Origin of the sequence: Amycolatopsis sp. lyj-108, assembly GCF_046549005.1 — a bacterium.
Classification (GTDB): Bacteria; Actinomycetota; Actinomycetes; order Mycobacteriales; family Pseudonocardiaceae; genus Amycolatopsis.
In genome coordinates, this window is sequence record NZ_JAJPWQ010000004.1 from 289,411 (window position 1) to 312,522 (window position 23,112).

Below are 23,112 nucleotides of genomic sequence, written 5' to 3' on the forward strand. Positions count from 1 at the left end.
CGCCTATCGTCGGACACCTAGCGCAGCTCACGGACGAGACGAGGCTTCAGACACACCCTCAGCCGTGTTGGCCGGGCTTGCCACCGAGAAGCAACGCCCCCGCCAGCTCGGTGACCTCGTCCCTGGTGCGGCCGTTGTGGTCGGCGGCCATGAAGTGCTTGCCGATCAGGAGCGAGAACGCGAGCAGGCACCGGGCTTCGACCTCGTCCTCGTCGGCGAAGATCTCGCGCATGAGGGAACGCAGGTAATCCATCCGCTGGTTGTCGACCCGCCGGAGCCGCTCGGCCACCGTCTGGTCGCGCCGGGCCCAATCCCTGATCGCGAGGTCGATCGGCAGCAGCCGGTCCGCGGCGAGCAGTCCGGCTCGCCGGATCTTGGCCCTGGCGTCGCCGCCTTCGCGCTCGACGCTCTCGAACAGCAGGTCGGTGCTCATCCGCTCCCAGGTGACGAGCATTTCCTCCAGCAGCGTGCCCCGATCGGCGAAATGGCCGTAGAACCCGCCTTTCGTGACGCCGAGCGCTTTCGCGAGCGCCTCGACACGGACGGCGCCGGGACCTCCGGCGGCGAGGGCGTGCAGTCCCGCGTCGATCCAGGCGCTCGGCGGGGTCCGGATTTCGGCGGCCATGCGATCACCGTATCTCCCGTCACTCCGGCACCACGACGACGATATATACGCTACCGTATAGATGGCGGAAGTTCACTGGGAGGAACAACGACGATGACTGTCGGATTCGTGGCCACGCACTACCCGCACACCGATCATCACGACGATTTCGTCTCGCGCGTCCAGCGAGTCGCCACCGTCCTGCGCTCCACTCCGGGCTGCCTCGCAGCCGAATGCTGGGTGACCGCCGCCGGAGACGCCGTGGTCTCGATCGTGCGGTGGGAATCCGAGGCGGCACAGGCGGCCTCGATGCAAGCTCTGGGCTCGGCGGACGTGGACGTCGCCTTCGACGACCGCGAAGTCCGGCCGCGCGAGATCGTCCAACTGGTGTCGGCATGAAACTCGCGAACACGGCGCACACGACCCACTCCTGGCGGATCCACGAAATCGCCGGGGACTTCGACCTCGAAGACGTCTGGGCACTGGAAACACCCGGCGGTCCGGACGACTTCGCCAAGCTGGTGAAGCAGTTCTCGTCGGGCGATTTCCCGAACGGGGCGCCACTGCCCGTCCGGGCGTTGTGGGCGCTGCGCTGGAAACTCGGCGGACTGTTCGGCCTGGACAAGCGGACTTCCGGCCTCGACACCCGGGTGGGATCACTCCGCGCCAAACTGCCGGGAGACCTCCGCGACACACCGACCGGGCCGGACGAAGACTGGTCGCCGTTCACTCCGGTGTATCGGCTCGAAGACGAATTCGCCGCCGAAATGGCGAACGGGACCATGCACGGCGTCCTGCACATCGCGTGGGTCGAAGACGGGCGGGGCGGGTATCGCGGTCAGATGGCGGTGCTGGTCAAACCCAACGGCCTGTTCGGCCGGGTGTACATGGGATTCATCAAGCCGTTCCGGTACCTGATCATCTACCCGGCGCTGATGCGGATGATCGCGCGGGAATGGCGGAACCGCGGTTAGCGAAGGTCCGTGAAGGCCTCCTTGAAGGACCCTGCGTCCCTCAAGGAGGCCTTCACGGACAGCCGAACCGCGTCATCGCCTGCTGCTCCGCACGAGCGTCATGTCCTTCTCCCGCACCGGTTCCCGGCAGTGCGCGCAGACGGTCTCCGGTGCGAGGACCTCGCCGCACGAATGGCGCCACACCGTCGGCGGCGGCCCGTCCGTGACGTACCGGTCGCCCCACGCCATGAGGTTCAGCAGCACGTGGTTGAGCGCGTGCCCCGCCTCGGTGAGCACGTACTCGTAGCGCGGCGGATGCTCCTCGTAGAGCCGTTTTTCGAGGATTCCCGCCTCGACGAGCTTGCGCAGCCGCGCGGTCAGGATGTCCCGGCTCGCCCCGGTGTTGCGGACGATCTGGTCGAACCGCCGCGCCCCGAAGAACACCTCGCGCAGCGCGAGCAGGCTCCAGCGCTCCCCGATCACCTCCATCGCGTTGGCGATCGAGCAGTCCCTCGGTCCTTCGGTCATGCGACCAGCGTAAACCCAGTGAGTCTTGATTTCCAACCCACTCGGTGCCAGAGTGAGTTGGAGATTCCAACTCACTCTGGAGGCAACCGTGCACGACGCGGTCATCGTCGACGCCGTCCGTACCCCGATCGGCAAGGGCAAGCCCGGTGGCGCCCTGAACGGGGTCCATCCCGTCCAGTTGCTCGCCCACACGGTGCGCGCGCTCGTCCAGCGCAACGGCCTCGACCCGGCGCTGATCGACGACGTCATCGGCGGCGCGGTCGACCAGGTCGGCGAACAGGCCCAGAACGTCACGCGGTGGGCCGCACTCGCGGCCGGGCTGCCGGAGTCCGTGCCCGCGACCACCGTCGACCGGCAGTGCGGGAGCAGCCAGCAGGCCGTGCACTTCGCCGCGCAGGGCGTGATGGCCGGCGCGTACGACGTCGTCATCGCCTGCGGTGTCGAATCCATGAGCCGCGTCCCGATGTGGTCGAACGTGCTGCCCGGCACCGATCCGCTCGGCCCCGGCGTCGCCGAGCGTTATCCGGAAGGCCTGGTGCCGCAAGGGATCAGTGCCGAACTCATCGCCGCGAAGTGGTCGCTCAGCCGCGACGCGATGGACGAGTTCGCGGTGTCCTCGCACCGGAAGGCGGCGCGGGCGCACGCGCTCGGCCGGTTCGCGAGCCAGATCGTGCCGATCGAAACCCCGTCGGGCCTGGTCTCCACCGACGAGTCCGTCCGGCCGGGCACCGACCTCGAAACGCTGGCCAAGCTGCGCCCCGCGTTCCAGGACGAAGGGATCTCCGAAAGATTCCCGCAGATCGACTGGTCGGTGACCGCGGGCAACAGCAGCCCGATCAACGACGGCGCCTCCGCCGTGCTCATCACCTCCAGCGAGACCGCCGCCAGACTGGGCCTGCGGCCGCGCGCCCGGCTGCACAGTTTCGCCGTCACCGGCTCCGACCCGCTGCTCATGCTCACCGGCGTCATCCCGGCGACGGAGAAGGTGCTGCGGCGCGCCGGGCTGCGCCTCGCGGACATCGACCTGTTCGAGATCAACGAGGCGTTCGCCAGTGTCGTGCTGGCGTGGCAGCAGGAGACCGGGGCCGACCCGGCCAAGGTCAACGTCCACGGCGGCGCGATCGCACTGGGGCATCCGCTCGGCGCGAGCGGGACCCGGCTGATGGGCACGCTGGTCAACGCGCTGCACCACCACGGCGCCCGCTACGGCCTGCAGGCGATGTGCGAAGGCGGCGGCCAGGCCAACGCGACCATCCTGGAGGCGTTGTGACCGACCGGCTTCCCAAGAAACTGGCGAGCCATCCGTCGGTACGGGCGGTGCTCGCCAAACCGCGGGACAAGCCGTCACCGGTGATCGACGCCGGCTGGCTCAAGGAGATCTGCCTCGCCGCCGGTGCCGACGACGCGGCGGCCGTCCCGCTCGACCATCCGGATCTTGCGGGCGAACGTGAACACGTCCTGCGCGCGCTCCCCGGCACCAAAACCCTGGTCTCGCTCGTGGTGCGGATGAACCGCGACGACGTCCGCTCCCCCGCCCGCAGCGTCGCCAACCAGGAGTTCCACCGTGGCGGCGAGATCATCAACGAGGCCGGGCACACGATCGTCCGGACACTGCAGGACGCCGGATACCGCGCGATCAACCCGTCGGCGACGTTCCCGATGGAGATGGAGCACTATCCCGGCCGGATCTGGGTGGTCGCGCACAAGACCGTCGCCGTCGCGGCCGGACTCGGCGCCATGGGGCTGCACCGCAACGTGATCCACCCGAAGTTCGGCAACTTCGTGCTCCTCGCGACGTTGCTCGTCGACGCCGAGGTGTCCGGCCACGGCGAGCCCCTCGACTACAACCCCTGCCTGGAGTGCAAGCTGTGCGTCGCGGCTTGCCCGATCGGGGCGATCTCGAAGACCGGCGAGTTCGACTTCCTAGCCTGCTCGACGCACAACTATCGCGAGTTCATGAGCGGCTTCACCGACTGGGCGCAGACCGTGGCCGACAGCGAGGACGCCGCCGACTTCCGGTCCAGGGTGACCGACTCGGAGAACGTGTCGATGTGGCAGAGCCTTGCGTTCAAGCCGAACTACAAGGCCGCGTACTGCATGGCCGTCTGCCCGGCGGGTGAAGACGTGCTCGGACCGTACCTCGACGACCGCCGCGGGTTCCTCGGCACCGTGGTGAAACCGTTGCAGGACAAGGTGGAGACGCTGTACGTACGAGAGGGTTCGGCCGCGAAGGCCTACGCCGAACGCCGGTTCCCGCACAAGCCGGTGAAGGAGGTCGACGGCGGCTACCCGCGGCGGTAGGGCCGCCCCTACCTCGCGCTCGGGGGCCTGTCCCCTGTCCGGTGACGGCAGGTCTCCCTAACCTGGCGGCAAAGCCTGGGGAGGACCTTCCACATGATCGCGACCAAGCTGGCGTTCTCGTCGCTCCGCCGTCGTACCACCGGATTCATCGCGAGTTTCGTCGCGCTGTTCTTCGGCGCCACGATTCTGATGACGTTCGCGTCCCTTCTGGACACTCGCACCGCCGCCGGACCGGAGACCGCGAAGACGCTGCTGATCATGGCGAGCGTCGTCGGTGGCTGGAGCCTGGTGATCGTCCTGTTCGCGACGCTTTCGACGCTCTCTCTGCTGATCCGTCAACGCGCCCCGGAGCTGGCGTTGCTGAAGAGTGTCGGCGCGACGCCGTCCCAGATCGGCCGGATGATCGTCGGTGAAGCGGCGGCCGTCGCGGTCCTCGCCGCGGCCACGGCCGTCGTGCCGTCGGTCTTCGCCGGACGGTGGCTGGTCGCGCTGCTCGGTGACACGGGCCGCGTACCGGCCGGGCTCGAGGCGCGGTTCGGCCCGATCGCGGTCTCGATGGGCACCGGCATCACGCTTCTCGCGGCGCTGGTGGCAGGGACGGTCGCCGCGCGACAGGTGACCCGGCGCGGAGCGGTGGAGGCGATCCGCGAGGCGGGCGTCGACACCCGGCCGACCAGCCGGCTCCGGGTGGTCGGCGCCACGATCGTGCTGGCCGCCGGGCTCGGCTTCGGCGTGGTGACGATGACCGTGTTCACCGGGACGGAACCCGCGCTGATGGCGGTCGGCGGCCAGGGCGCGATCCTCGCCGCGATCGGGTTGGCACTCCTGGCCCCCACGCTGCTCGGCCCGATCGCAGCCGTGCTGGCCGCTCCGCTGCGACGCGCGGGCGTCAGCGGTCACCTCACGGCGGCGCACCTTCGTGTCCGAAGCCGCCAAATGGCCGGTGTGCTGGTGCCGATCATCCTGTTCACCGGGATCGCGACCGGGACGCTGTACATGCAGGCCATCGAGAACGCCGCCGTCACCGCACCGGTCGAGATCGCGAGCAGTATCGAGACCCTGAACTACGTCGTCGTCGGCATGATCGCGCTGTTCGCCGCCGTGATGCTGGTGAACACCGTTGTGGCCGCGATCGCCGGACGCCGCCGGGAGTTCGGTCAACAGCGGCTCATCGGTTCGACACCGTCGCAGGTCCTGCGGCTCGTCGGCACCGAAGGCATCGTCCTGGCGGCGGTCGGCGTGCTGTTCGGCTCGCTCGCCGCGGCCGTCACCGTGATCCCCTACAGCGTCGCCAGGACCGGCGGTCCCGTACCGGACGCGACGATCGGCGCCTATCTCGTCATCGTCGCCGTCGCGGTGACCCTGACCCTCGGTTCGCACCTGGGCGCGGCGGCGACGGCGATGCGCGCCCCGGCGATCAGAGCCGTCGCCCGCGGCTGAAGGGCTGTCACATCTCCGCTCCCCCACGCGTCAGGGTTACGACTGATCGATGAAGGATGGGGACCGTGGACGAACACGACTGGCTGGCACGACGCTTCGAGGGGCATCGGACGCATCTGAGGGCGGTGGCGTACCGGATGCTCGGTTCGCTCAGCGAAGCGGACGACGCCGTGCAAGAGGCCTGGTTGCGGCTGAGCCGGTCGGAGTCCGGTGACGTGGACAATCTCGGCGGCTGGCTGACCACCGTCGTCGGCCGGATCTGCCTCGACATGCTGCGCTCACGCAAGTCACGGCGCGAAGACCCGGTCGGCGCGCAGCTCCCCGACCCGATCATCGGCCGTGAGGACGGGATCGACCCGGAACACCAGGCCCTGCTGGCGGACTCGGTCGGCTTGGCGCTCCTGGTCGTCCTCGACACCCTGGACCCCGCCGAACGGCTCGCGTTCGTGCTGCACGACATGTTCGCCCTGCCGTTCGACGAGATCGCGCCGATCGTGGGCCGGTCCTCCGCGGCGACCCGGCAGCTCGCCAGCCGCGCGCGCCGCCGCCTGCAGGGCTCACCGACGGTCCCGGACGCGGACCTGAGCCGTCAGCGGGCAGTCGTCGACGCGTTCTTCGCGGCCGCGCGGGACGGCGATTTCGACGCGCTGGTCTCGGTGCTCGACCCGGACGTCATCCTCCGTGCCGAAGGCGGCGCGGCCCCGGCCGGTGCCACGCGTTTCGTACGCGGCGCGGCCACGGTCGCGAGCCAGGCGCTCATGTTCCGGTCGACGGGCGCCGGTGGGGTACCGCGCCCCGCCCTGGTCAACGGCGCGGCCGGGATGGTCGTCACCAAGGACGGCGTCCCGACCACGGTCTTCGCCTTCACCGTCGTGGACGGGAAGATCGCGGCGATCGAGATCCTCGCCGACCCGGACCGCCTCGCCGCGCTGGACTTCGAACCGCTCGGCTGAAATGTCAGGAAGGGGTCGTCCAGGACATTTCTTGTCCTGAACGACCCCTTTCCTGACATGCGCGCTGCCGGGATCAGGAGGTCGGGAAGTTGTCCGCGGTGCGGATGCGGTCCCGGATCCAGACGCCGGCGGGCTTCAGCGGAGCCGTGCCGGTGAACGAGCTGCCCGAGCAGGTGCCCGGCTTGAACACCGCGCCCGAACGGCTGTCGTCGGAGAAGTTCCAGTTGGTCCAGCTGATCTTCTTCGACGCCAGGAAGTCCAGGTACTTCTGGGAGTTGGTGAAGTCGTTCCCGCCGTCACCGCTGGCGGTCTGGGTGCCGAACTCGGTCACGAACAGCGGGATCTTGCTCGCGGCCCGGCTCAGCGCGTTGAAGTACTCGGTTTTGTGCGACGCCGCGTAGAAGTGGAACGTGTACATGAAGTTGGTGGCGCGCACCGGGTTGTTGATGATGTCGGTCTCGTTGCGGCCGTCGGAGATGCCGAGCGAGCCCCAGCCGTGGGTGCCCACGAGCACGACGCCGTCGGAGTCCTGGGCGCGGATGACCGGGATCATCTGCTCCGCGTAGCTGCGGACGCGGTCCCAGCTGACGTTGTTGGGCTCGTTGGCGATGTCGTAGATGATGTTGGTCTTGTCCTTGTGCCGCTGGGCGATCTCGGTGAAGAACGTCTTGGCGCGGCTCAGGTTCGCGTTCGGATCGCCGGGCGTGAGCTGATGCCAGTCGACCAGGGCGTACATCCCGCGTTTGGTGGCTTCCTCGATGTACCCGTGCACCATGTCGGTGAACTTGCGCGGGTTGGTCTCGTAGCCGCCTTCCTGGATGTACATCGAGATCCGGAGGACGTCGGCCTTCCAGTCGTTGGCCAGCGCGTCGAGCGAAGCGGTCTTCACGCACTGACTGAACCACTGGATCCCGTGGGTGCTCATGCCACGGAGCTGGATCGGCTTGCCGGCGGAGTTGCAGAGCTGGAGACCGCAGACCTTCAGCTGTCCGTTGATCGCCGCCGGGCTGCCCGGCGGCAGCGCGGCGGCTGCCTGCGTTGCGGGTGCTGTGCCGGTCTCGGTCGCCATCGAGGTACTCGCGGCGGCGACCGGCGCCAGCAGTCCGGCGGCCAGTGCGGCCGTCACCCGGAGACGGATCTTGTCCCAACGCATTCGGCTTCTCCTCTCGCGTCGACGGCGCCGTCGTTGGCGCGCCGACGGTCAGGGCGGCGGGATTAAATAGGAAACTTTCCTTACTATTGGAAAGTAAAGGAGAGATTACCCACGGGATCGACGGACGGTCAAGACTTGACCACCCACTGTTTCGACAAGCTCCGGCATGATCGGAGCGTGACCACCATCGTGGCCTTCCACGCCCACCCGGACGACGAAGCACTGCTGACCGGCGGCACCCTCGCCCGCGCCGCCGCGGAGGGGCACCGAGTCGTACTCGTGGTCGCCACCATCGGCATGAAAGGCCCGGCCCCATCGCGCCGGGCCGAACTCGAAGCGAGCGCGGCGGTGCTCGGCGTCGCGCGGGTCGTACACCTCGGATACGCCGGCAGTGGCCACGGCGCGATCCTCTACCCGGACCCGCCGGGCTGGGTCCGCTTCGTCCGCGCGAGCACCGACGAAGCGGCCGCGCGGCTCGTGGCGATCCTGCGCGAGGAGAAGGCGTCCGTGCTGCTGAGCTACGACCGCAACGGCGGCTACGGCCACCGCGACCACGTCAAGGTGCACCAGGTCGGCAAGCGCGCGGCGGAACTCGCCGGCGACGTCCGACTACTGGAGGCCACGATCCCCCGCGACGCCGTCGCGCGCCTGGTGCGGATCGTGCGCCTGTCCCGGATCCCGTTCCGCTACGACGTCGACGTGCTTCTCCGCGCCTACAGCGCCCGGTCCGAGATCACCCACACCTTCGACGTCCGGCGCTTCGCGCGCCAGAAGCAGGCCGCGATCGCCGCGCATTCCACCCAGGTGAAGGGAACCGGCAGGCTCGCGCCGCTGATGCGGGTCATCACCCGGCTTCCGGCGCCGCTCTTCGGCCTCGCGTTCAGCCGCGAGTGGTACATCGACGCGACGCCGCGCGGCTCACGCCCCTGACCGGCGGGCGCGATACGCGGCGGCCTTCACCCGGTTCTGGCAGGCCAGACCACAGAACCGTTTGATCTGCGCCTGGCTCGCGTCGATGTACACCTGATCGCACCGCGGCGCCGCGCACAGCCCGACGCGATGCGGGATGTGCTCGCCGAACGCCGCGGCCACCGACACCGCGAGCCCGGCCGTCCACTGCTGGACGAGGTCGGCTTCGGGGCCGTGAAAATGCAGGTGCCACGACTGGTCGCCGTGGCGGTGCAGCGACGGACGCGCCCGGCTGTCGGCGAGCATCCGGTTGAGCAACCCGGCCGCCTCGTCGTGCTCGCGCCTGGAGAGCGACTCGATGATCTCCCGCAACCGGGACGCGAGATTTCGCAGCCTCTCCGCACTGGACAGGTCGACGCGGCCGTTCCCGGTGTCACCGACCGCTTCGGCGGCCGCACGAACCAGATCACGACCGCCGAGCGCGGGCTTCGGCCTGCCGTGCACGTGGTTCCCGGTCAGCGCGTTGATCAGCACGACCCCGGTTTCCAACCGCATCGCGTGGTGCCCGTCCGGCTCGCCGGCCATTCGACCCCTCCCCCGCGCGTCACTGGTTCGCAGGACGCCCGCGGTGACGCTACCAAAGGCTCGCGCCACCACAAGGGCGGTGAAGTCTTTCGGAGCAACGGAATCCGGCGGAAGGCGGAGTGTCAGTCCACTGTGGACAGGTAGGCGCCGGAGGAACTTGGTGCAGGTCTCGTGAGTGGCTAGGACGGTTAGCGCCGAGGAGGTCTTCGGGTACCTACGTGATTGCGGCTGCGGTTGATCTCAGGCCCGGTCCGTGAAGGCCTCCGGTCAGGCGCTCACGTGAGTTTTCGTGGGACATCAGAGACCGAGCGGCCGTGTCACCACCGAGGCGGACCGGCGTCCACGATCTTCTGCGAAAGCTCCAGCGGGTCCAGATGCATCAGTGACTCCATCCACCAGGTCATCCCGGCCTTCCCGAGCGCGGGCAGATCGACCTCGATGGGTTCCTCCCACGCCGGGCTCGCGTTCCCGGCGACCGCGACGTCGAAGGGACGCCCGGGCTCCAGTCCGGCGAGGCGGAGCGCGCGGTGGGTCTCCGCGATCTCTTCGGCGGTCGGCGTGTGGTCCTCCGGGTTCGGGAAGATCCCGTCGCACAACGCCGCCCGCCGGACGACGCGCGGGTTGTCGGTCGAGCTCGCCACCCAGATCGGGATCGGGAACGGCTCGGGCGGCGCCTCGGCGAGGGCGACCTGGTAGTGCGCGCCGTCGTGGTCGAACCGCCTGCCGGACCAGATCGCGCGGATGACGTCGAGGCCTTCGTCGAACATCGCCGATCGGGTCAGGAGGTCCGTCTGCTCGCCGAACCGGCTGAAGTCACCGGATTCGTCCGAGCCGAGCCCGGTGCCGAGGATCAGCCGCCCGCCGGAAAGCCTGCTGATCGTCGACGCGTGCCGGGCGACCACCCACGGGCGGCGCCGGGCGGGCGGCGTGATCATCGGGCCGAACAGCAGGCGGCTGGTGGCGTGCGCGATCGCGCCGAGTGTCGTCCACGGGTCGGCGATGGGCATGGTGTCCGCGACCACGTGGTCCCACAGGAAGAACCCGTCCCAGCCCGCCACTTCCGCGCGCACGGCGAGGTCGACGAGCACCCCCGGCTCACCGAACGGGCCGAAAGGCGGCAGATAGACGGCGTGTCGGACCGTGCTGCCGGTCAAGTCGATCATCTCCCCAACGTCATCGTCGAAGCCCCCGGACGGCCGCTTGTTTACGCCGTTCACTCACGTTAGCGTCCGGAAGATGGCGGACACCGGTGAACGATCGACGAAGTGGCCGGAGCATCGGAGAAGGTTACGCCGGGTGTTGTCCTCGGTGGTCGCCGTCTCACTATGCGCGACACTTTCGGCCGTGAACGCGTCCGCATCGCAGGATGACGACTGGTCCCGGGACTTCTACTGGGGCGTCGCGTCTTCGGGCTACCAGTCCGAAGGCAGCGCGCCCGACAGCAACTGGAAGCGGTTCGTGGACCGTTCCGCCGGCAAGGACGGCGTCGACGAGTACCGCGACTCCGTGGACTTCCGGCACCGCTACGCCGACGACATCCGCCTCGCGGCCGGGCTCGGCGTCAACACCTATCGTTTCGGTGTCGAGTGGGCTCGCGTCGAACCCTCGCCTGGCCGGTGGGACGAGACCGAACTGGCCTTCTACGACGACGTGCTCCGGCAGGTCCGGGCCGCGGGCATGACCCCGATGATCACGCTCAACCACTGGGTCTATCCGGGGTGGGCGCTCGATCAGGGCGGCTGGGCGGAGACGCGGACCGCCGACGCGTGGCTGGGATTCAGCAGGAAGATAGTTCAGCGCTACGCCGGTCAGGACGTCCTCTGGGTGACGTTCAACGAGCCGCTCATCTTCCTCAAGAACGAACAGAAGGTCGGCGCGCTGAACGCCACGCGGTACTTCGCGGCGCAGTCCAACGTCGTCCAGGCGCACCGGCGGGCCTACGACCTGATCCACGAACTCGATCCGACTTCGAAGGTCACCAGCAACCAGGCCTACATCACCGGGGTCAACGGGATGGCCGACTGGTTCTTCCTCGACCAGGTCAAGGACAAGCTCGACTTCATCGGGATCGACTACTACTACGGCCTCAGCATCGACAACTGGACGGTCTTCGCCGCCGCCAGCGACAAGTTCTGGGACGTGAAGCTCCAGCCCGAAGGCATCTACTACGCGCTGCGCAGTTACCACGACCGGTTCCCACGCCTGCCTCTGTACATCGTCGAAAACGGCATGGCGACCGACAACGGCAAACCCCGCGACGCGGACTACAGTCGTGGCGATCACGTCCGCGACACCGTGTACTGGCTCCAGCGGGCGAAGGCCGACGGGATGAACCTCATCGGCTACAACTACTGGAGCCTCACCGACAACTACGAATGGGGCAGCTACCGTGCCCGGTTCGGACTGTACACAGTGGACGCTCTCACCGATCCCGCGCTGACCCGGCGCCCCACGGACGCCGTTCCCGCGTACCAGGGTCTGGTGACGGCGGGGGGCGTGCCGCAGGGCTACCGGCTCAAACGCGGGCCAGGGACCTGTTCCCTCGTGGACGGACTGAACAGCTGTCTCAATCCGGCCAAAGTGGACGGACCGCTCATGCCGCTGAAGTGACCAGCTCGAGCCGCTTGCCCTCGAAGGTCCGCCGCATCCGCCGGTCGTGGGTGACGACCACGAGCGCGCCGGAGTACTCCGCGAGCGCCTGTTCCATCTCCTCCACGAGATCCGGGGCGAGGTGGTTGGTCGGCTCGTCGAGCAGCAGCAGGTCGGTCCTGGCCGTCACCAGCCTGGCGAGTTCCAGCCTGCGCCGCTGCCCGACGGACAGTTCCCGCACCGGCTTGCGCAGATCCGGCGCCCGGAACAGGCCCAGCGACAGTAACCTCTCGGCCGCCTCGTCCTCGTCACCGTCACCGGCGAAGACCGCCAGGACGGTTCGGGCGTCGCCGGCGAGCCCGCCGTTCTGGTGCAGGAACCCGATCCTCCCCGCGCGCTCCGCCGATCCCGTCGACGGCGCCAGTTCCCCGGCGAGCACCCGCATCAGGGTCGTTTTGCCCGCCCCATTGGGTCCGGTCACGAGGATCCGTTCGCCGGGCAGCACGCTGAGCGACGTCCGCGGCAGCCGGCCGTCGACCGACACGTCGTCGACCTTCACGACGTACTGATCGGCTTCCGCCTCCCCCGCGGCGATCCGCGCGCTGAACCGGAGCGGCTGCGGCGGAGGCGGGACCGCGTCGGCGTCGAGCCGCTGGATCCGCTCGCGGGCCGAGCGGATCCGGCTCATCGCCCCGTGTGCCCGCGAGCGGGCACGGAACGCGCCGGCCCCGCTGAAGGCCGCCGGGGCCTTGCGCGGGATCGCCGAGAACCGGTCGATGTTGACGTCCGCCAGCCGTTCGTAGCGGGCTTTCTCCAGCCGCCACTCCTCGTACTCCCGGACCCATCGGGCCCGCGCGGCCTCCTTCGCGGCGAGGTAACCCGCGTAACCGTTGCCGTGCCGGTGCACGGTCCGGCGATCGGCGTCGACCTCGAGGATGGTGGTGGTGACCCGGCTGAGGAACATCCGGTCGTGGGTGATCGCGACGATCCTGCCGCGATGCCCGCGGAGATGGTTCTCCAGCCAGGCGACGGCTTCGTCGTCGAGATCGTTGGTCGGCTCGTCCAGCAACAGCAGTTCGGGCGATGCGGCCAAGGTGGCCGCGAGCGCCAGCCGGGACCGCTGCCCGCCGGACAGGCTGCCCAGCGCACGGCCGCGGTCGAGGCCCGGCTGCCTGAGCCCGTGCAGGGCGACCTCCACCCTGGCGTCGGCCTCATAACCGCCGCGGGCTTCGTAGGCGGTGATGAGATCGCCGTAGGCAGCGAGGTCTTCGGTGGTCTCGAGCGACGTCTCGGCCGCGCGGAGCCGGGATTCGAGTTCCCGGATGTCGGCCAGCGCGAGGTCGATCGCGTCGCCGACCGTGGCGGTTTCGGGCAGTTCCAAGGTCTGCGGGAGGTAGCCGGCACCTCCGGGCGCGGTGACGGTCACCGTGCCGTTGTCCGCCCGGTCGCGGCCGGCGATCAGCCTCAGGAGAGTGGACTTACCCGAACCGTTGTCGCCGATGACGCCCGCCTTCTCCCCCGGTTTGACACTGAAGGAGACCTGATCGAGCACGACATGGTCGTCGAAACGCTTGGTGACACCGGAGAGCACGAGTTGTGTCCCGGGATTTTGACACGGGGTACGCATAGGGGCGTCCTCCTGGATTCTCGAAGGAAGAAGAGCGCGTGCGGAAGGACGCGGCCCGGCGGAGCGAAGGCTCTACGCCAGGGCCGCGTCGAAGACGAGAATCACAGGTTGAAGAAAATCCCCATGGCGAAGACGGTAGCCGGGGAACCCGGACGGGTAAAACGAATTAAAGGTTGTGTACGGGTTCACAGAGTGGTCTGTGTCCCCATACCGCGACAGCGGCGCCCCGGTGACCGAGAATCGAAGATGGAGGTTTTCGCGGTCTGAGGGAATGGGGTTCCTCGTGCACGGGTCCAGCGGTCCGATCGCCCGGTTCAGGCGACGGCTCTTCCCTGGTCACAACTCGCTCGCCCGTGGCTCCGACCGATTCGAAGCCCTTCTCCTCAAGCTCGTCATCCTCGCGGCGCTGCTCGCCGTGCCGGTCGCGGCCGCCGCCGGCTCGGCCAACCACGGCAGGCAGGTCGCCGCGGCCGCCGTCGACTCGGCCGGACGTCAGGCCACCACCGCGTACCTGCTGAAGGCCGCACCCGTCCGCATCGTCGACAGCGAGAGCGTCGGGACCGACGACCCGACCACCGAGGCGACCTGGACCGACTCGCGCGGCGTGCGGCACACCGGCGGTGTCCTCGCCACGCCGGGCAGCCCCGCCGGAACGGCCGTGCCGATCTGGATCGACGCCCGCGGTGACCTCACCGCCGCACCGAGGACAGCGTCGACGGCCGTGTTCGATTCCGTGCTCGTCGGACTCTGGCTCTGGTTCGCGGTGGTCGGCTCGCTCGTCCTGCTGCACCGGGTCGTCCGGCTGATGCTCGACCGGCATCGGTACGCGGCGTGGGAACGCGCCTGGGCGGTCTACCCGCGTTCCGGTTCTTGGCCCTGATCCCGGCGGCGAGGGCAAAGAACCTCGGCTAGTCTGCCCCGCATGCGCATCATGATCTCGGCGGACATGGAGGGCGCCACCGGCGTCACCTGGACCGAGGACGTCATCCCCGGCACCGAGCAGTGGCAACGATTCCGGCGCCTGTTCACCGGCGACGTCAACGCCACCATCGCGGGCCTCTTCGACGCCGGCGCCACCGACGTTCTGGTCAACGAGGCGCATTCGTCCCAGCGGAATCTCCTGCTCGAAGACCTCGACGGCAGGGCGCGCATGCTCACCGGCAGGCACAAACCGCTCTCGATGATGCAGGGCATCGACACCGGCGTGGACGGCGTCGTCTTCCTCGGCTACCACGCCGGCGCCGGTTTCGACGGCGTGCTGTCCCACACGTACCTGGAGAATCAGATCACCGGCGTGTGGCTCGACGACGTCCCCGCCAGCGAAGGCAGGCTCAACGCCGCGATGGCCGCCGAGTACGGCGTCCCGGTGCTGGTCGTCTCCGGCGACGACAAGGCCTGTGACGACGCCCAGGATTACGCGCCGGAGGCCGAACTGGTCACGGTCAAGGAGTGCGTCAGCCGCTACGCCGCGATCTGCCTGCCGCCTGCCAGGACCGCCGAACTGCTGTCCTCGGCCGCGGCGGACGCGATGAATCGGGCGGGCCGGGTCGAACGGTTCACCACCCCGCATCGGATCGAGGTCGAGTTCGACGCGAGCCATCTCGCGCAGGCGGCGGCGGTGATCCCGACGGTGGAACAGATCGGGGTGCGGCGGGTCGGCTTCGACGCGCCGGACATGACCGAAGCGATGAAGGCGTTCAAGATCGTCACGGCGATCGCGGCCGGGGCGGTGCAGGGTATCTATGGCTGACATGGAATCGCGGAGCGAGGTTCACGACCGACCTCTCGACATCGAACCCGCCGGGCCGAAGGCCCCGCTATCGCGGCGGCAGGGCGTCGTCCACGCTGACCGGCCGGACGTTCGCGGGCCGCGCCCTGGCGACGTGATCGCGGCCGCGGGTTCCGAAGACAACGCTGAGATTGATGTTGTCGAAGTCTGCTCGCGGCTGATCCGGTTCGACACCACGAACCGGGGCGACGGGGACTCCGAAGGCGAGCGCGAAGCCGCCGAGTACGTGGCGACGCTGCTGTCCGGGCTCGGGATCGGCGCGAAGATCATCGAGTCCGCGCCCCGGCGCGCGAACGTGATCGCCCGGGTCCCCGGCACCGACCCGAGCCTGCCGGCGCTCCTCGTGCAGGGCCATCTCGACGTCGTCCCCGCCGACGCGGCCGACTGGTCGGTGGACCCGTTCTCGGGCGAGGTCCGCGACGGGTTCCTCTGGGGCCGCGGCGCCGTCGACATGAAGGACTTCTGCGCGATGGTGCTCGCCGCCCTCGCCACCGGCGTCCGCCCGCGGCGTGACATCGTCCTGGCGTTCGTGGCCGACGAGGAGGACAAGGGCGAGTACGGCGCGCACTGGCTCGCCGCGACGCACCGGGACCTGTTCGACGGCTGCGCGGCCGCGATCAGCGAGTCGGGCGGGTACTCCTACCACGTTCCCGCCGCCGACGGCCGGACCGTGCGGCTCTACCCGGTGGCGACGGCCGAACGCGGCACCGCGCATCTGCGGCTGACCGCCAAGGGCCGCGCGGGGCACGGATCGCGCCCCAACGACGAGAACGCGGTCACCCGGCTGGTCACGGCGCTCGGCAAGCTCGCCGCGCACCGCTGGCCGATCCGGCTGACCCCGACGGCGCGAGCGTTCCTGGAACGCACCGGGGAGGCGCTCGGCGTCCCGGTCGATCTGTCCGATGTGGACGGAACGATCGCGCGCCTCGGGCCGGCCGGCGCACTGGTGGTGCCGACCGTCCGCAACAGCACGACGCCCACCATGCTCGACGCCGGTTACAAGGTGAACGTGATCCCGACTTCAGCCGAGGCGCAGGTGGACGTCCGCGTCCTCCCCGGCACCGAACCGGAACTGCTCGCCGAGATCGACGCGATGCTCGGCGAGGGCGTCACCCGCGAGTTCGTCGCGCACCAGCCGCCGGTCCAGGCGCCGGTGGATTCGCCGTGGTTCGACGCGATGGCGGGCGCTTTGCGCGCGGAAGACCCCGAAGCCGTCGTGGTCCCCTACTGCATGGGTGGCGGAACGGACGCGAAGGCGTTCAGCCCGCTCGGCATCGACTGCTACGGCTTCGCCCCGCTGTGGCTGCCGGAAGGCTTCCCCTACCGGGCGATGGCGCACGGTGTGGACGAACGGGTTCCGGTGGAAGGACTGCGGTTCGGCACGCGGGTGCTGCGGCACTTCCTGGCGACCTGCTGACCCGGCCCTGCCGTGTCGCGCCTCCAATCACGCGAGATCGCTGCCTGGATACACGTCCCGAGAGCGGCTTCGCGTCAGAAAGCCCTTCATCCGAATTTCATGAAAGCAACCTAGCGTCGGCGGCGTGAGACCTCTGACTTCGCTCGTCCGGACGGGCGTGCTCCTGCTCGGCCTCGTCACCGCCCTTTCCGCGTGCCGGGCCGGGCTTCCGATACCGCGTTCCGACCCTTCGCCCGCGACGCCCACTTCGGACTCCGCTTCCCCGGTCGAGACCCAGACTCTGACGGTGACGTCCCCGGCGCCGACCTCTTCGTCCGCGCCGGGTCTCGAGCCCGCCGCGATCGACAGGGTGTTCCAGGTCTACATGAACGGGCTGGCCAATCACGACATGACCGCGTTGCGCAGCGGGACCTGTCCCCGTCTGCGGTCGACCCTGCTCGGTTTCGAACTCCACGGGCACTACGTCGAACGCTGGCAGATGCTGCCGTACACGGTCCCGTCCGGGCAGGAGTTCGTGACGGTCCAGGCCACGGTCACCCAGCGGAACGCACGCACCGGCAAACTCGCCGGTGACGTCGTCTATTCCTGGTACGTCGAGCGGAGCGAGGACACCGCCTACTACGTTTGCGGGTGGCTCGACCACAAGTGACCCAGGAGGCCACCGGTGAAATCCGTCCTGCGACTCGCACGGGACGAACGGGCGGACTTCGCCGCGTTCCTGCGCTCGCTGTCCCCAGAGCAGTGGGACGCTCCGACGCTGTGTGCGGAGTGGTCGGTCCGGGAGGTGGTCACCCATGTCGTCGACTACGACACCCTGCGCCTGCGCGACGTCCTCGGCCAGGCCGTCCGCGGAAGGCTGCGACTGGATCGGATCAACGCGCTCGGCGTCGCGCGAAAGCCCGACCGGACGCCTGAAGAACTGATCGCGAGGTTCGAGGACCATCTCGAACCCCGCGGCCTGACCGCCGCGTTCGGCGGGCGGGTGGCGCTGCTCGACGGGCTCATCCATCAGCAGGACATCCGGCGGCCGCTGGGGCTTCCCCGCGAGGTGCCGCCGGACCGCCTGCGCCACGCGTTGGCCTTCGCCCGCTATGCCCCGCCGATCAAGGCCAACCGGCGGGCGGGCGGGCTCCGGCTCGTCGCCACCGACCTCGACTGGTCGGCCGGATCCGGACCGGAACTCCGTGGTCCCGGCGAGGCGCTCCTGCTGGCGATCGCCGGGAGGGTCGTGGCGCTCGACGAGGTTTCCGGGCCCGGCGCGGCGATCCTCGCGTCCAGAATGGACGGATAGGCCGGGTCAGCCGACCGCCACGGGAACAGCTGCGGTGGCCATCCGGTGACGGATCGCGTTGCCGAGCAGCCACTGTCCCACGGCCGCCGCCAGGCAGAGTCCGAAGCAAACCGTCCACAACACGGGCGCGCCCAGTACCAGCAGCTGCGTGCCGCCGAGCGGGGCGACGAACGCGGCGAGACCCGCCGCCGTGCCATAGGCGCCGTTGTACCGGCCCCGCAGATGCGGTGGGGCGAGCTCCGCCACGATCGCGACGCCCACCGACTGGATCACGATCTCGCCGAGGGTCCACACCACGGCGCACGCGGCGTACACCAGCGTCGTCGACGCGAAGGCCGTGGCGCCGAAACCCAAACCCGTCAACAGGATCCCGAACGTGAGCACCCGCGAAGGGTCCCAACGGCCCAGCCGGTGACCCACCAGTGGTTGCACGACCACGATGACGACGCCGTTGACCGCCATCACCAAGCCGAACCCCGCGGGCGAAAGCCCGTCCTCTCGCATCGCCAGCGGCAACGTGGCCAGGCTCTGCAGGAACACGAACGCGACCACCAGCGAAATGAGCATCAGCCCGGCCATGACCCGGTCGCGCAGAACAACGGAGAAGCCACCCGGCTCCCGCGATCGGCCGCCGCCACGCGTCTCCGGAACCGCCCGCCAGACCAGCAGGCCGAACAGCACGCACGTCGCCGCGTCCACCCAGAACAGCGTCGTGAAACCGGCGCGGGCCATCGTGCCGCCCAGCACCATCGCGATCGAGAAGCCGAGGTTGATCGCCCACAGCAGCAGCCCGAAGGCCCGCGTGCGGTCGGCGCCGGGCACCAGATCCGCCACGATCGACTGGGTGGCCGGGCGGAACACGTCGAGCGCCAGCCCGAGCAGGAACGCGGCGACCGCGATCAGTTCGAGGCGCTCGACGTAACCCAGTACCAGCATGATCGCGCCGGTGGCGAGCATGCCGCCGGTCAGCGTCGCCCGCCTGCCGATACGGTCGGCCAGCAGGCCGCCGATGAGCTGCGAGAACACCTGGCCGATACCGAGCAGCGCCAGCACCGTTCCCGCCGTCGCCACCGAAAGACCGCGATCACTGGTCAGGTACAGCGCCAAGAACGGCAGGACCATCGTGCCGAGCCGGTTGACGAGCGTTCCCGTCCACAGCACCCAGAACGACTTGGGCAGCCCGCCGAGCCGCGTCCGGAAGAACCCCGGCGCCGTCACGATTCGAGCTCGTAGCAGCCGACGCCGTCGAGGTACCGCAGCGTGCCGAGGTCGCGCAGGACGTACTCCTCGATCTCGTGCATGAACGTGACGACCACCGGGAACGTCGTGTCGTCGATGGTGCGGCGCAACGGCTTCCCCGGCCGGGTCAGCACGAACATCTCGTGGAAGCTCTCCAGCCGCTCGATCTCGTCGAGCGCGGTGTACCGGCGGAGCGTGCCTTCGACCGGTGAGAGCAGCGCGGACCAGGCGTAGTGCCGCCGGATCCGGTAGTCCTCGCCCCACCGCTCGCGGAACCGCTCCGGCCGCAGCACCGCGTCGGCCATCCAGTCCAGCTGGGACTCGCCGATCGCGAGCCGCGCCAGATGCGGCAGGTCGCCGCCCGAGAGCCGCGAACCGACCTCGATCAGCCGTGGGCCCTGTGGGGTCCGCTTGATCTCGACGTGCGCGGCGCCGTGCCGGATGCCCAGCGCGTCGAGTACGGCGAACGCGTAATTCACCAGTTCGTCGTGGCCCGGCCCGCGTCTCGGCACGATCTGGCAGGCGCCGAGCAGGTCGGACACCCCGTTGATGGCGAAACGCGAGCTCTTCCAGATGTCGCACACCTGGTGCAGGCCGTCCATGCTCACCGTGTTGACCATGTACTCGCTGCCGGCGAGGTACTCCTGCGCGATGACGAAGTCGTTGTCCTCGGAGAACACGTTCTGGCGGCCGGTGATCGTGCGCAGCGCCCCGGCCGACCGCTCCGGAGTGTCGCAAAAGGACACTCCGTCGCCGCCGGCACTGCGGTTCGGCTTGACGACGATCCGCCCGCCCACCTCCCGGTGCCATGCGGCGAGTTCGGCCTCGTCCGCGGTCAGCAGCTGCCGTGCGACGGGCAGTCCTGCCGCGGCGACGGCCTCGCCCATGGCGGACTTGTCTCGTCTGGCAAGGGAAAGCGCGGTGCCGTTCGACGGAACGCCCAGCGCCTCGCTGAGTTCGTCGGTGAAGGCGACCGCGTATTCGCCACCGGCCACGACCGCGACCGGCTCGTGCACGGCCAGCGCGTCCAGCGTCTTCGCGAGATCGCCGTCGTGGACGATGTTCTCGCGATAGTTGCTCATGGTCGGTGAGGACTTCCGGTACTGACCGGGCGCGTCGGGCGCGCTCTGCACGCGCACACATTCGGCGCCCAGCGCCAGGAACGTCGGCGCGATGTGCCGGGCGGTCTGCGGCAACCCGTGATCGGCCGTTTCGTAGGTGTCCACGAGCACGACACAGGGCTTCGTCGACAAGCCTTTCACCCCTCAACCGGTGGGATTCGGAACACCGACGTTCTCATCCGCCGTGATCAACGGGCATCTCCCCGATTGCGATCCCACGCCGGACTTCTTCCGGAAAGCGATTCAAAGCACGAAAGGAGAGGAAATGACCTTTTCGGAGATGCGACGGTTTCGGCACCCGCCCCCAGTGCCCGATCCGAAGTGAGGTCAGATGACGCCGACGGTCACCATGGAACCTTGGGAGAGAAATGCGGTAAAGCACGCCGACGAACGGTTGAACGGGGCCCGTGATCCACAGTGGTGGTACACCGGGATCCGCCCGGAGCCCGGCCGGTGCCCGGGTGTCGCCGAATCCGGCGAGATCAGCGCGCTGCCGTTGCCCGAGCTGTCCGTATGCAGCCGCGAAGAGGTGCTGGACTACTTCGACAACGCCTGGACCTTGCACGAGGTGATGTTCGCCGGGTTGAAAGGCGCGGAGGCGTTCTACCGCCCGCCGGACCACAACCTGCGGCATCCGATGATCTTCTACTACGGCCACACGACCGCGCTGTACGTCAACAAGTTGCGGGTCGCCGGACTGCTGGACGCGCCGATCGACGCCTATCTCGAACACGTCCTGGAAATGGGTGTCGACGAGAACTCGTGGGACGACATGTCGAAGAACGACATGGTGTGGCCGTCGGTTTCGGAGGTGAAGGACTACCGGGCCGAGGTGTACCGGACGGTCGTCGGCATCATCGAGACCACCCCGTTCGCCCCCGACCTCGGGCGGCCGGTGACGATGGACGACCAGGCCTGGGCGCTGTTGCTGTCCATCGAGCACGATCGCATCCATCTGGAGACCAGTTCGGTCCTGGTCCGCGAAATGCGTTCCAGCCTCGTGGAACGACCCGCCGCTTGGCCGTCGCCGTCACCGCTGCGCCGCACCACCGAGTCCGGCAAGCCCGAACCCGGTTCCGTGCCCGCCAACGGCACCGTCACCGTGCCCGGGCGCACGGCTCAGCTGGGCAAGCCGCTGTCCTTCCCGTCCTACGGCTGGGACAGCGCGTACGGCTCACGCCGTCAGGAGCTGCCGGACTTCGAAGCGGCCCGCTGCCTGGTGAGCAACGGCGAGTTCCACGGGTTCGTCGCCGACGGCGGTTATCGTCGGCCGGAGTTGTGGTCGGCCGAGGGCGAGGCGTGGCGCCGCTTCCGCAACACCAAGTGGCCGCGGTTCTGGGTGCCGACCGGCCCGACCGGGCTGCACGCGTTCCGGCTGCGCACGCTGTTCGACGAGATCGACATGCCGTGGGACTGGCCGGTGGTGGTGAATTACCACGAGGCCAAGGCCTTCGCCGCCTGGCGGTCCGAAAAGGACGGACGTGAATACCGGCTGCCGACCGAAGCGGAATACTTCCTGCTGCGCGACCTGCCGGAGCGTCCTGGCGTCGAGGACGACGTGGTCATGCGGCTCGACGGCGGACAGCTGCGCGATGCCGGCATCAACCTTGGTCTGGCCTGGGGTTCGGAGGGCCCCGTCGACCACTCGCCGACGACGTCGCAGGGCCTGCACGACGCCGCCGGCAACCTGTGGACCTGGAGCGAAGACACCTTCAACCCGCTCGAGGGCTTCACCCCGCACCCGTACTACGAGGACTTCTCGGTACCCAGTTTCGGTGGGCAGCATCAGCTGATCGTCGGTGGCGCGTACATCAGTACCGGCGAGCTGGGCAGCATCTGGGCGCGGCACTTCTACCGGCCGCATTTCCTGCAGCAGGCGGGGATCCGGCTGGTCGTGGCGCCGGAGTCCACTCTGGACGGTGACGCGCGGGCGGAACTCGACCGGGCGTTGCTCGGCCAGTACGGCACCGCCGAACAGGCCTTCGGCCGGGCCGGGCATCCACTGGCCACGACCGCGGGCTATCCGGATCGGCTGGCCAGGAGGTTCACCCAGGCCGCCGCCGAAGCCGGGGTCGAGTTGCGCCGCGTCGCGGATCTCGCCACCGCGGCGGGCGGGTTGGCGTTCTCATTGGCCGAGCGGCCGATCGAGGTCGTCGGCCTGGACGACCGGCCCATGTTCGTCGCTGCGGCGGACCGGCTGGCCGAGGGCTGGGATGTCGGCTACCGAGTGCCGGGGCGCGGGGAACTCCACGCGCGGCGGCCGTCGATCACCCCGGACGGCAGCGTCTCGTTCACGCTCGCCGAGTCCGGCCGTCCGCCGGCCGCGCTGGGCACGTTCGACGGCGTGGTCGTGGCGGACGCCTTCGACCGGCTCGGTGGCGCGGCGGGCTACCTGCGCCCGCTCGTCGGCTCGGAGAACTTCCTGCGCGCCGGAGGGCTGCTGCTCGTGGCACTCCCGCGGGCGTCGGCCGCCGAGCTCGCGAACGTCCTCGGCGAGGCGTTCGAGCTGCTGTCGGAAAGCACGGAGCCGAGCCTGACCCGGGCCGACGGCCGCCGGTACGAGATCACCGACCTGGAGGTCTCCATCTGGCGCAAGCGCTGATCCTGACGGCG

Annotated in this window: 22 protein-coding genes; 14 read left to right on the forward strand and 8 right to left on the reverse strand. The window is 69.2% G+C overall.

From position 1 onward, the window contains the following. Window positions 1–58 precede the first annotated feature (58 nt). Window positions 59–625 (reverse strand): TetR/AcrR family transcriptional regulator, encoded by a 567-nt coding sequence (locus ACLJO0_RS17375; protein WP_410579542.1) that lies wholly within the window; start codon window positions 623–625, stop codon window positions 59–61. 93 nt (window positions 626–718) lie between these two features. Between ACLJO0_RS17375 and ACLJO0_RS17380 the strand changes: the two genes are divergently transcribed. Both ACLJO0_RS17380 and ACLJO0_RS17385 read left to right on the forward strand, forming a co-directional pair. Continuing rightward, window positions 719–1,003: an antibiotic biosynthesis monooxygenase family protein gene (locus ACLJO0_RS17380; RefSeq protein ID WP_410579543.1), complete on the forward strand. Its 285-nt coding sequence runs from the start codon at window positions 719–721 to the stop codon at window positions 1,001–1,003. After that, window positions 1,000–1,578, forward strand: a complete 579-nt coding sequence (locus tag ACLJO0_RS17385) for a DUF2867 domain-containing protein (RefSeq protein WP_410579544.1) — start codon at window positions 1,000–1,002, stop codon at window positions 1,576–1,578. The genes ACLJO0_RS17380 and ACLJO0_RS17385 overlap by 4 nt, the downstream gene beginning before the upstream one ends. A 72-nt stretch (window positions 1,579–1,650) precedes the next feature. Here ACLJO0_RS17385 and ACLJO0_RS17390 read toward each other — a convergent pair whose 3' ends face one another. Continuing rightward, window positions 1,651–2,085, reverse strand: coding sequence for a winged helix-turn-helix transcriptional regulator (locus tag ACLJO0_RS17390; protein WP_410579545.1), 435 nt, complete (start codon window positions 2,083–2,085; stop codon window positions 1,651–1,653). A gap of 88 nt (window positions 2,086–2,173) precedes the next feature. On the opposite strand from ACLJO0_RS17390, the gene ACLJO0_RS17395 reads away from it, so the two are divergent. The 4 genes from ACLJO0_RS17395 to sigJ all read left to right on the forward strand — a co-directional run bounded on the left by ACLJO0_RS17395 (window position 2,174) and on the right by sigJ (window position 6,779). Then, the gene (locus tag ACLJO0_RS17395; protein ID WP_410579546.1) at window positions 2,174–3,355 is read left to right on the forward strand and encodes a thiolase family protein; all 1,182 of its coding nucleotides are present in this window, start codon (window positions 2,174–2,176) and stop codon (window positions 3,353–3,355) included. Next, window positions 3,352–4,386, forward strand: coding sequence for a (4Fe-4S)-binding protein (locus ACLJO0_RS17400; RefSeq protein WP_410579547.1), 1,035 nt, complete (start codon window positions 3,352–3,354; stop codon window positions 4,384–4,386). The genes ACLJO0_RS17395 and ACLJO0_RS17400 overlap by 4 nt, the downstream gene beginning before the upstream one ends. Window positions 4,387–4,479: 93 nt before the next feature. Next, entirely contained in the window at window positions 4,480–5,826 is a 1,347-nt protein-coding gene (locus tag ACLJO0_RS17405; RefSeq protein ID WP_410579548.1) for an FtsX-like permease family protein, read from the forward strand. Between the two features lie 65 nt (window positions 5,827–5,891). Beyond that, window positions 5,892–6,779, forward strand: a complete 888-nt coding sequence (gene sigJ / locus ACLJO0_RS17410) for an RNA polymerase sigma factor SigJ (protein WP_410579549.1) — start codon at window positions 5,892–5,894, stop codon at window positions 6,777–6,779. A 73-nt stretch (window positions 6,780–6,852) separates the two neighbouring features. On the opposite strand, the gene ACLJO0_RS17415 is transcribed toward sigJ, so the two are convergent. After that, window positions 6,853–7,932: a glycoside hydrolase family 5 protein gene (locus ACLJO0_RS17415; RefSeq protein ID WP_125794068.1), complete on the reverse strand. Its 1,080-nt coding sequence runs from the start codon at window positions 7,930–7,932 to the stop codon at window positions 6,853–6,855. Window positions 7,933–8,109: 177 nt separating this feature from the next. On the opposite strand from ACLJO0_RS17415, the gene ACLJO0_RS17420 reads away from it, so the two are divergent. Then, window positions 8,110–8,862, forward strand: a complete 753-nt coding sequence (locus tag ACLJO0_RS17420; protein WP_410579550.1) for a PIG-L deacetylase family protein — start codon at window positions 8,110–8,112, stop codon at window positions 8,860–8,862. Here the strand turns inward: ACLJO0_RS17420 and ACLJO0_RS17425 are convergent. Together ACLJO0_RS17425 and ACLJO0_RS17430 are read right to left on the reverse strand one after the other, a co-directional pair. Further along, window positions 8,851–9,426, reverse strand: coding sequence for a CGNR zinc finger domain-containing protein (locus ACLJO0_RS17425; protein WP_410579551.1), 576 nt, complete (start codon window positions 9,424–9,426; stop codon window positions 8,851–8,853). The genes ACLJO0_RS17420 and ACLJO0_RS17425 overlap by 12 nt on opposite strands. Window positions 9,427–9,743: 317 nt before the next feature. Next, window positions 9,744–10,589 (reverse strand): LLM class flavin-dependent oxidoreductase, encoded by an 846-nt coding sequence (locus ACLJO0_RS17430; protein ID WP_410579552.1) that lies wholly within the window; start codon window positions 10,587–10,589, stop codon window positions 9,744–9,746. Window positions 10,590–10,770: 181 nt separating this feature from the next. On the opposite strand from ACLJO0_RS17430, the gene ACLJO0_RS17435 reads away from it, so the two are divergent. Further along, on the forward strand, window positions 10,771–12,036 hold the full coding sequence (locus ACLJO0_RS17435; protein WP_410579553.1) for a family 1 glycosylhydrolase: 1,266 nt from the start codon (window positions 10,771–10,773) through the stop codon (window positions 12,034–12,036). Here the strand turns inward: ACLJO0_RS17435 and abc-f are convergent. Next, window positions 12,020–13,642 (reverse strand): ribosomal protection-like ABC-F family protein, encoded by a 1,623-nt coding sequence (gene abc-f / locus ACLJO0_RS17440; protein WP_410579554.1) that lies wholly within the window; start codon window positions 13,640–13,642, stop codon window positions 12,020–12,022. The genes ACLJO0_RS17435 and abc-f overlap by 17 nt on opposite strands. A 283-nt stretch (window positions 13,643–13,925) precedes the next feature. On the opposite strand from abc-f, the gene ACLJO0_RS17445 reads away from it, so the two are divergent. The 5 genes from ACLJO0_RS17445 (at window position 13,926) to ACLJO0_RS17465 (ending at window position 18,139) form a co-directional block, all read left to right on the forward strand. After that, window positions 13,926–14,522 (forward strand): hypothetical protein, encoded by a 597-nt coding sequence (locus ACLJO0_RS17445; RefSeq protein WP_410579555.1) that lies wholly within the window; start codon window positions 13,926–13,928, stop codon window positions 14,520–14,522. 42 nt (window positions 14,523–14,564) lie between these two features. Next, the gene (locus ACLJO0_RS17450; RefSeq protein ID WP_007035431.1) at window positions 14,565–15,392 is read left to right on the forward strand and encodes a M55 family metallopeptidase; all 828 of its coding nucleotides are present in this window, start codon (window positions 14,565–14,567) and stop codon (window positions 15,390–15,392) included. Continuing rightward, window positions 15,385–16,848, forward strand: a complete 1,464-nt coding sequence (locus ACLJO0_RS17455) for a M20/M25/M40 family metallo-hydrolase (protein WP_410579556.1) — start codon at window positions 15,385–15,387, stop codon at window positions 16,846–16,848. Before ACLJO0_RS17450 ends, ACLJO0_RS17455 begins: the two co-directional genes overlap by 8 nt. A gap of 124 nt (window positions 16,849–16,972) precedes the next feature. Beyond that, window positions 16,973–17,497 carry a hypothetical protein gene (locus tag ACLJO0_RS17460; RefSeq protein ID WP_410579557.1) on the forward strand — a complete coding sequence of 175 codons (525 nt, stop codon included), beginning with the start codon at window positions 16,973–16,975 and terminating at the stop codon, window positions 17,495–17,497. Between the two features lie 15 nt (window positions 17,498–17,512). Beyond that, on the forward strand, window positions 17,513–18,139 hold the full coding sequence (locus ACLJO0_RS17465) for a maleylpyruvate isomerase family mycothiol-dependent enzyme (RefSeq protein ID WP_410579558.1): 627 nt from the start codon (window positions 17,513–17,515) through the stop codon (window positions 18,137–18,139). A 6-nt stretch (window positions 18,140–18,145) separates the two neighbouring features. Here the strand turns inward: ACLJO0_RS17465 and ACLJO0_RS17470 are convergent, their stop codons facing one another. Together ACLJO0_RS17470 and ACLJO0_RS17475 are read right to left on the reverse strand one after the other, a co-directional pair. After that, a complete protein-coding gene (locus ACLJO0_RS17470; protein WP_410579559.1) occupies window positions 18,146–19,357 on the reverse strand; it encodes an MDR family MFS transporter in 1,212 nt (403 codons plus the stop codon). Further along, window positions 19,354–20,631 carry an ATP-grasp domain-containing protein gene (locus ACLJO0_RS17475; RefSeq protein ID WP_410579560.1) on the reverse strand — a complete coding sequence of 426 codons (1,278 nt, stop codon included), beginning with the start codon at window positions 20,629–20,631 and terminating at the stop codon, window positions 19,354–19,356. Before ACLJO0_RS17475 ends, ACLJO0_RS17470 begins: the two co-directional genes overlap by 4 nt. A 199-nt stretch (window positions 20,632–20,830) precedes the next feature. Between ACLJO0_RS17475 and ovoA the strand changes: the two genes are divergently transcribed. After that, window positions 20,831–23,101 (forward strand): 5-histidylcysteine sulfoxide synthase, encoded by a 2,271-nt coding sequence (ovoA, locus tag ACLJO0_RS17480; RefSeq protein WP_410579561.1) that lies wholly within the window; start codon window positions 20,831–20,833, stop codon window positions 23,099–23,101. The last annotated feature ends 11 nt before the right edge of the window (window positions 23,102–23,112 follow it).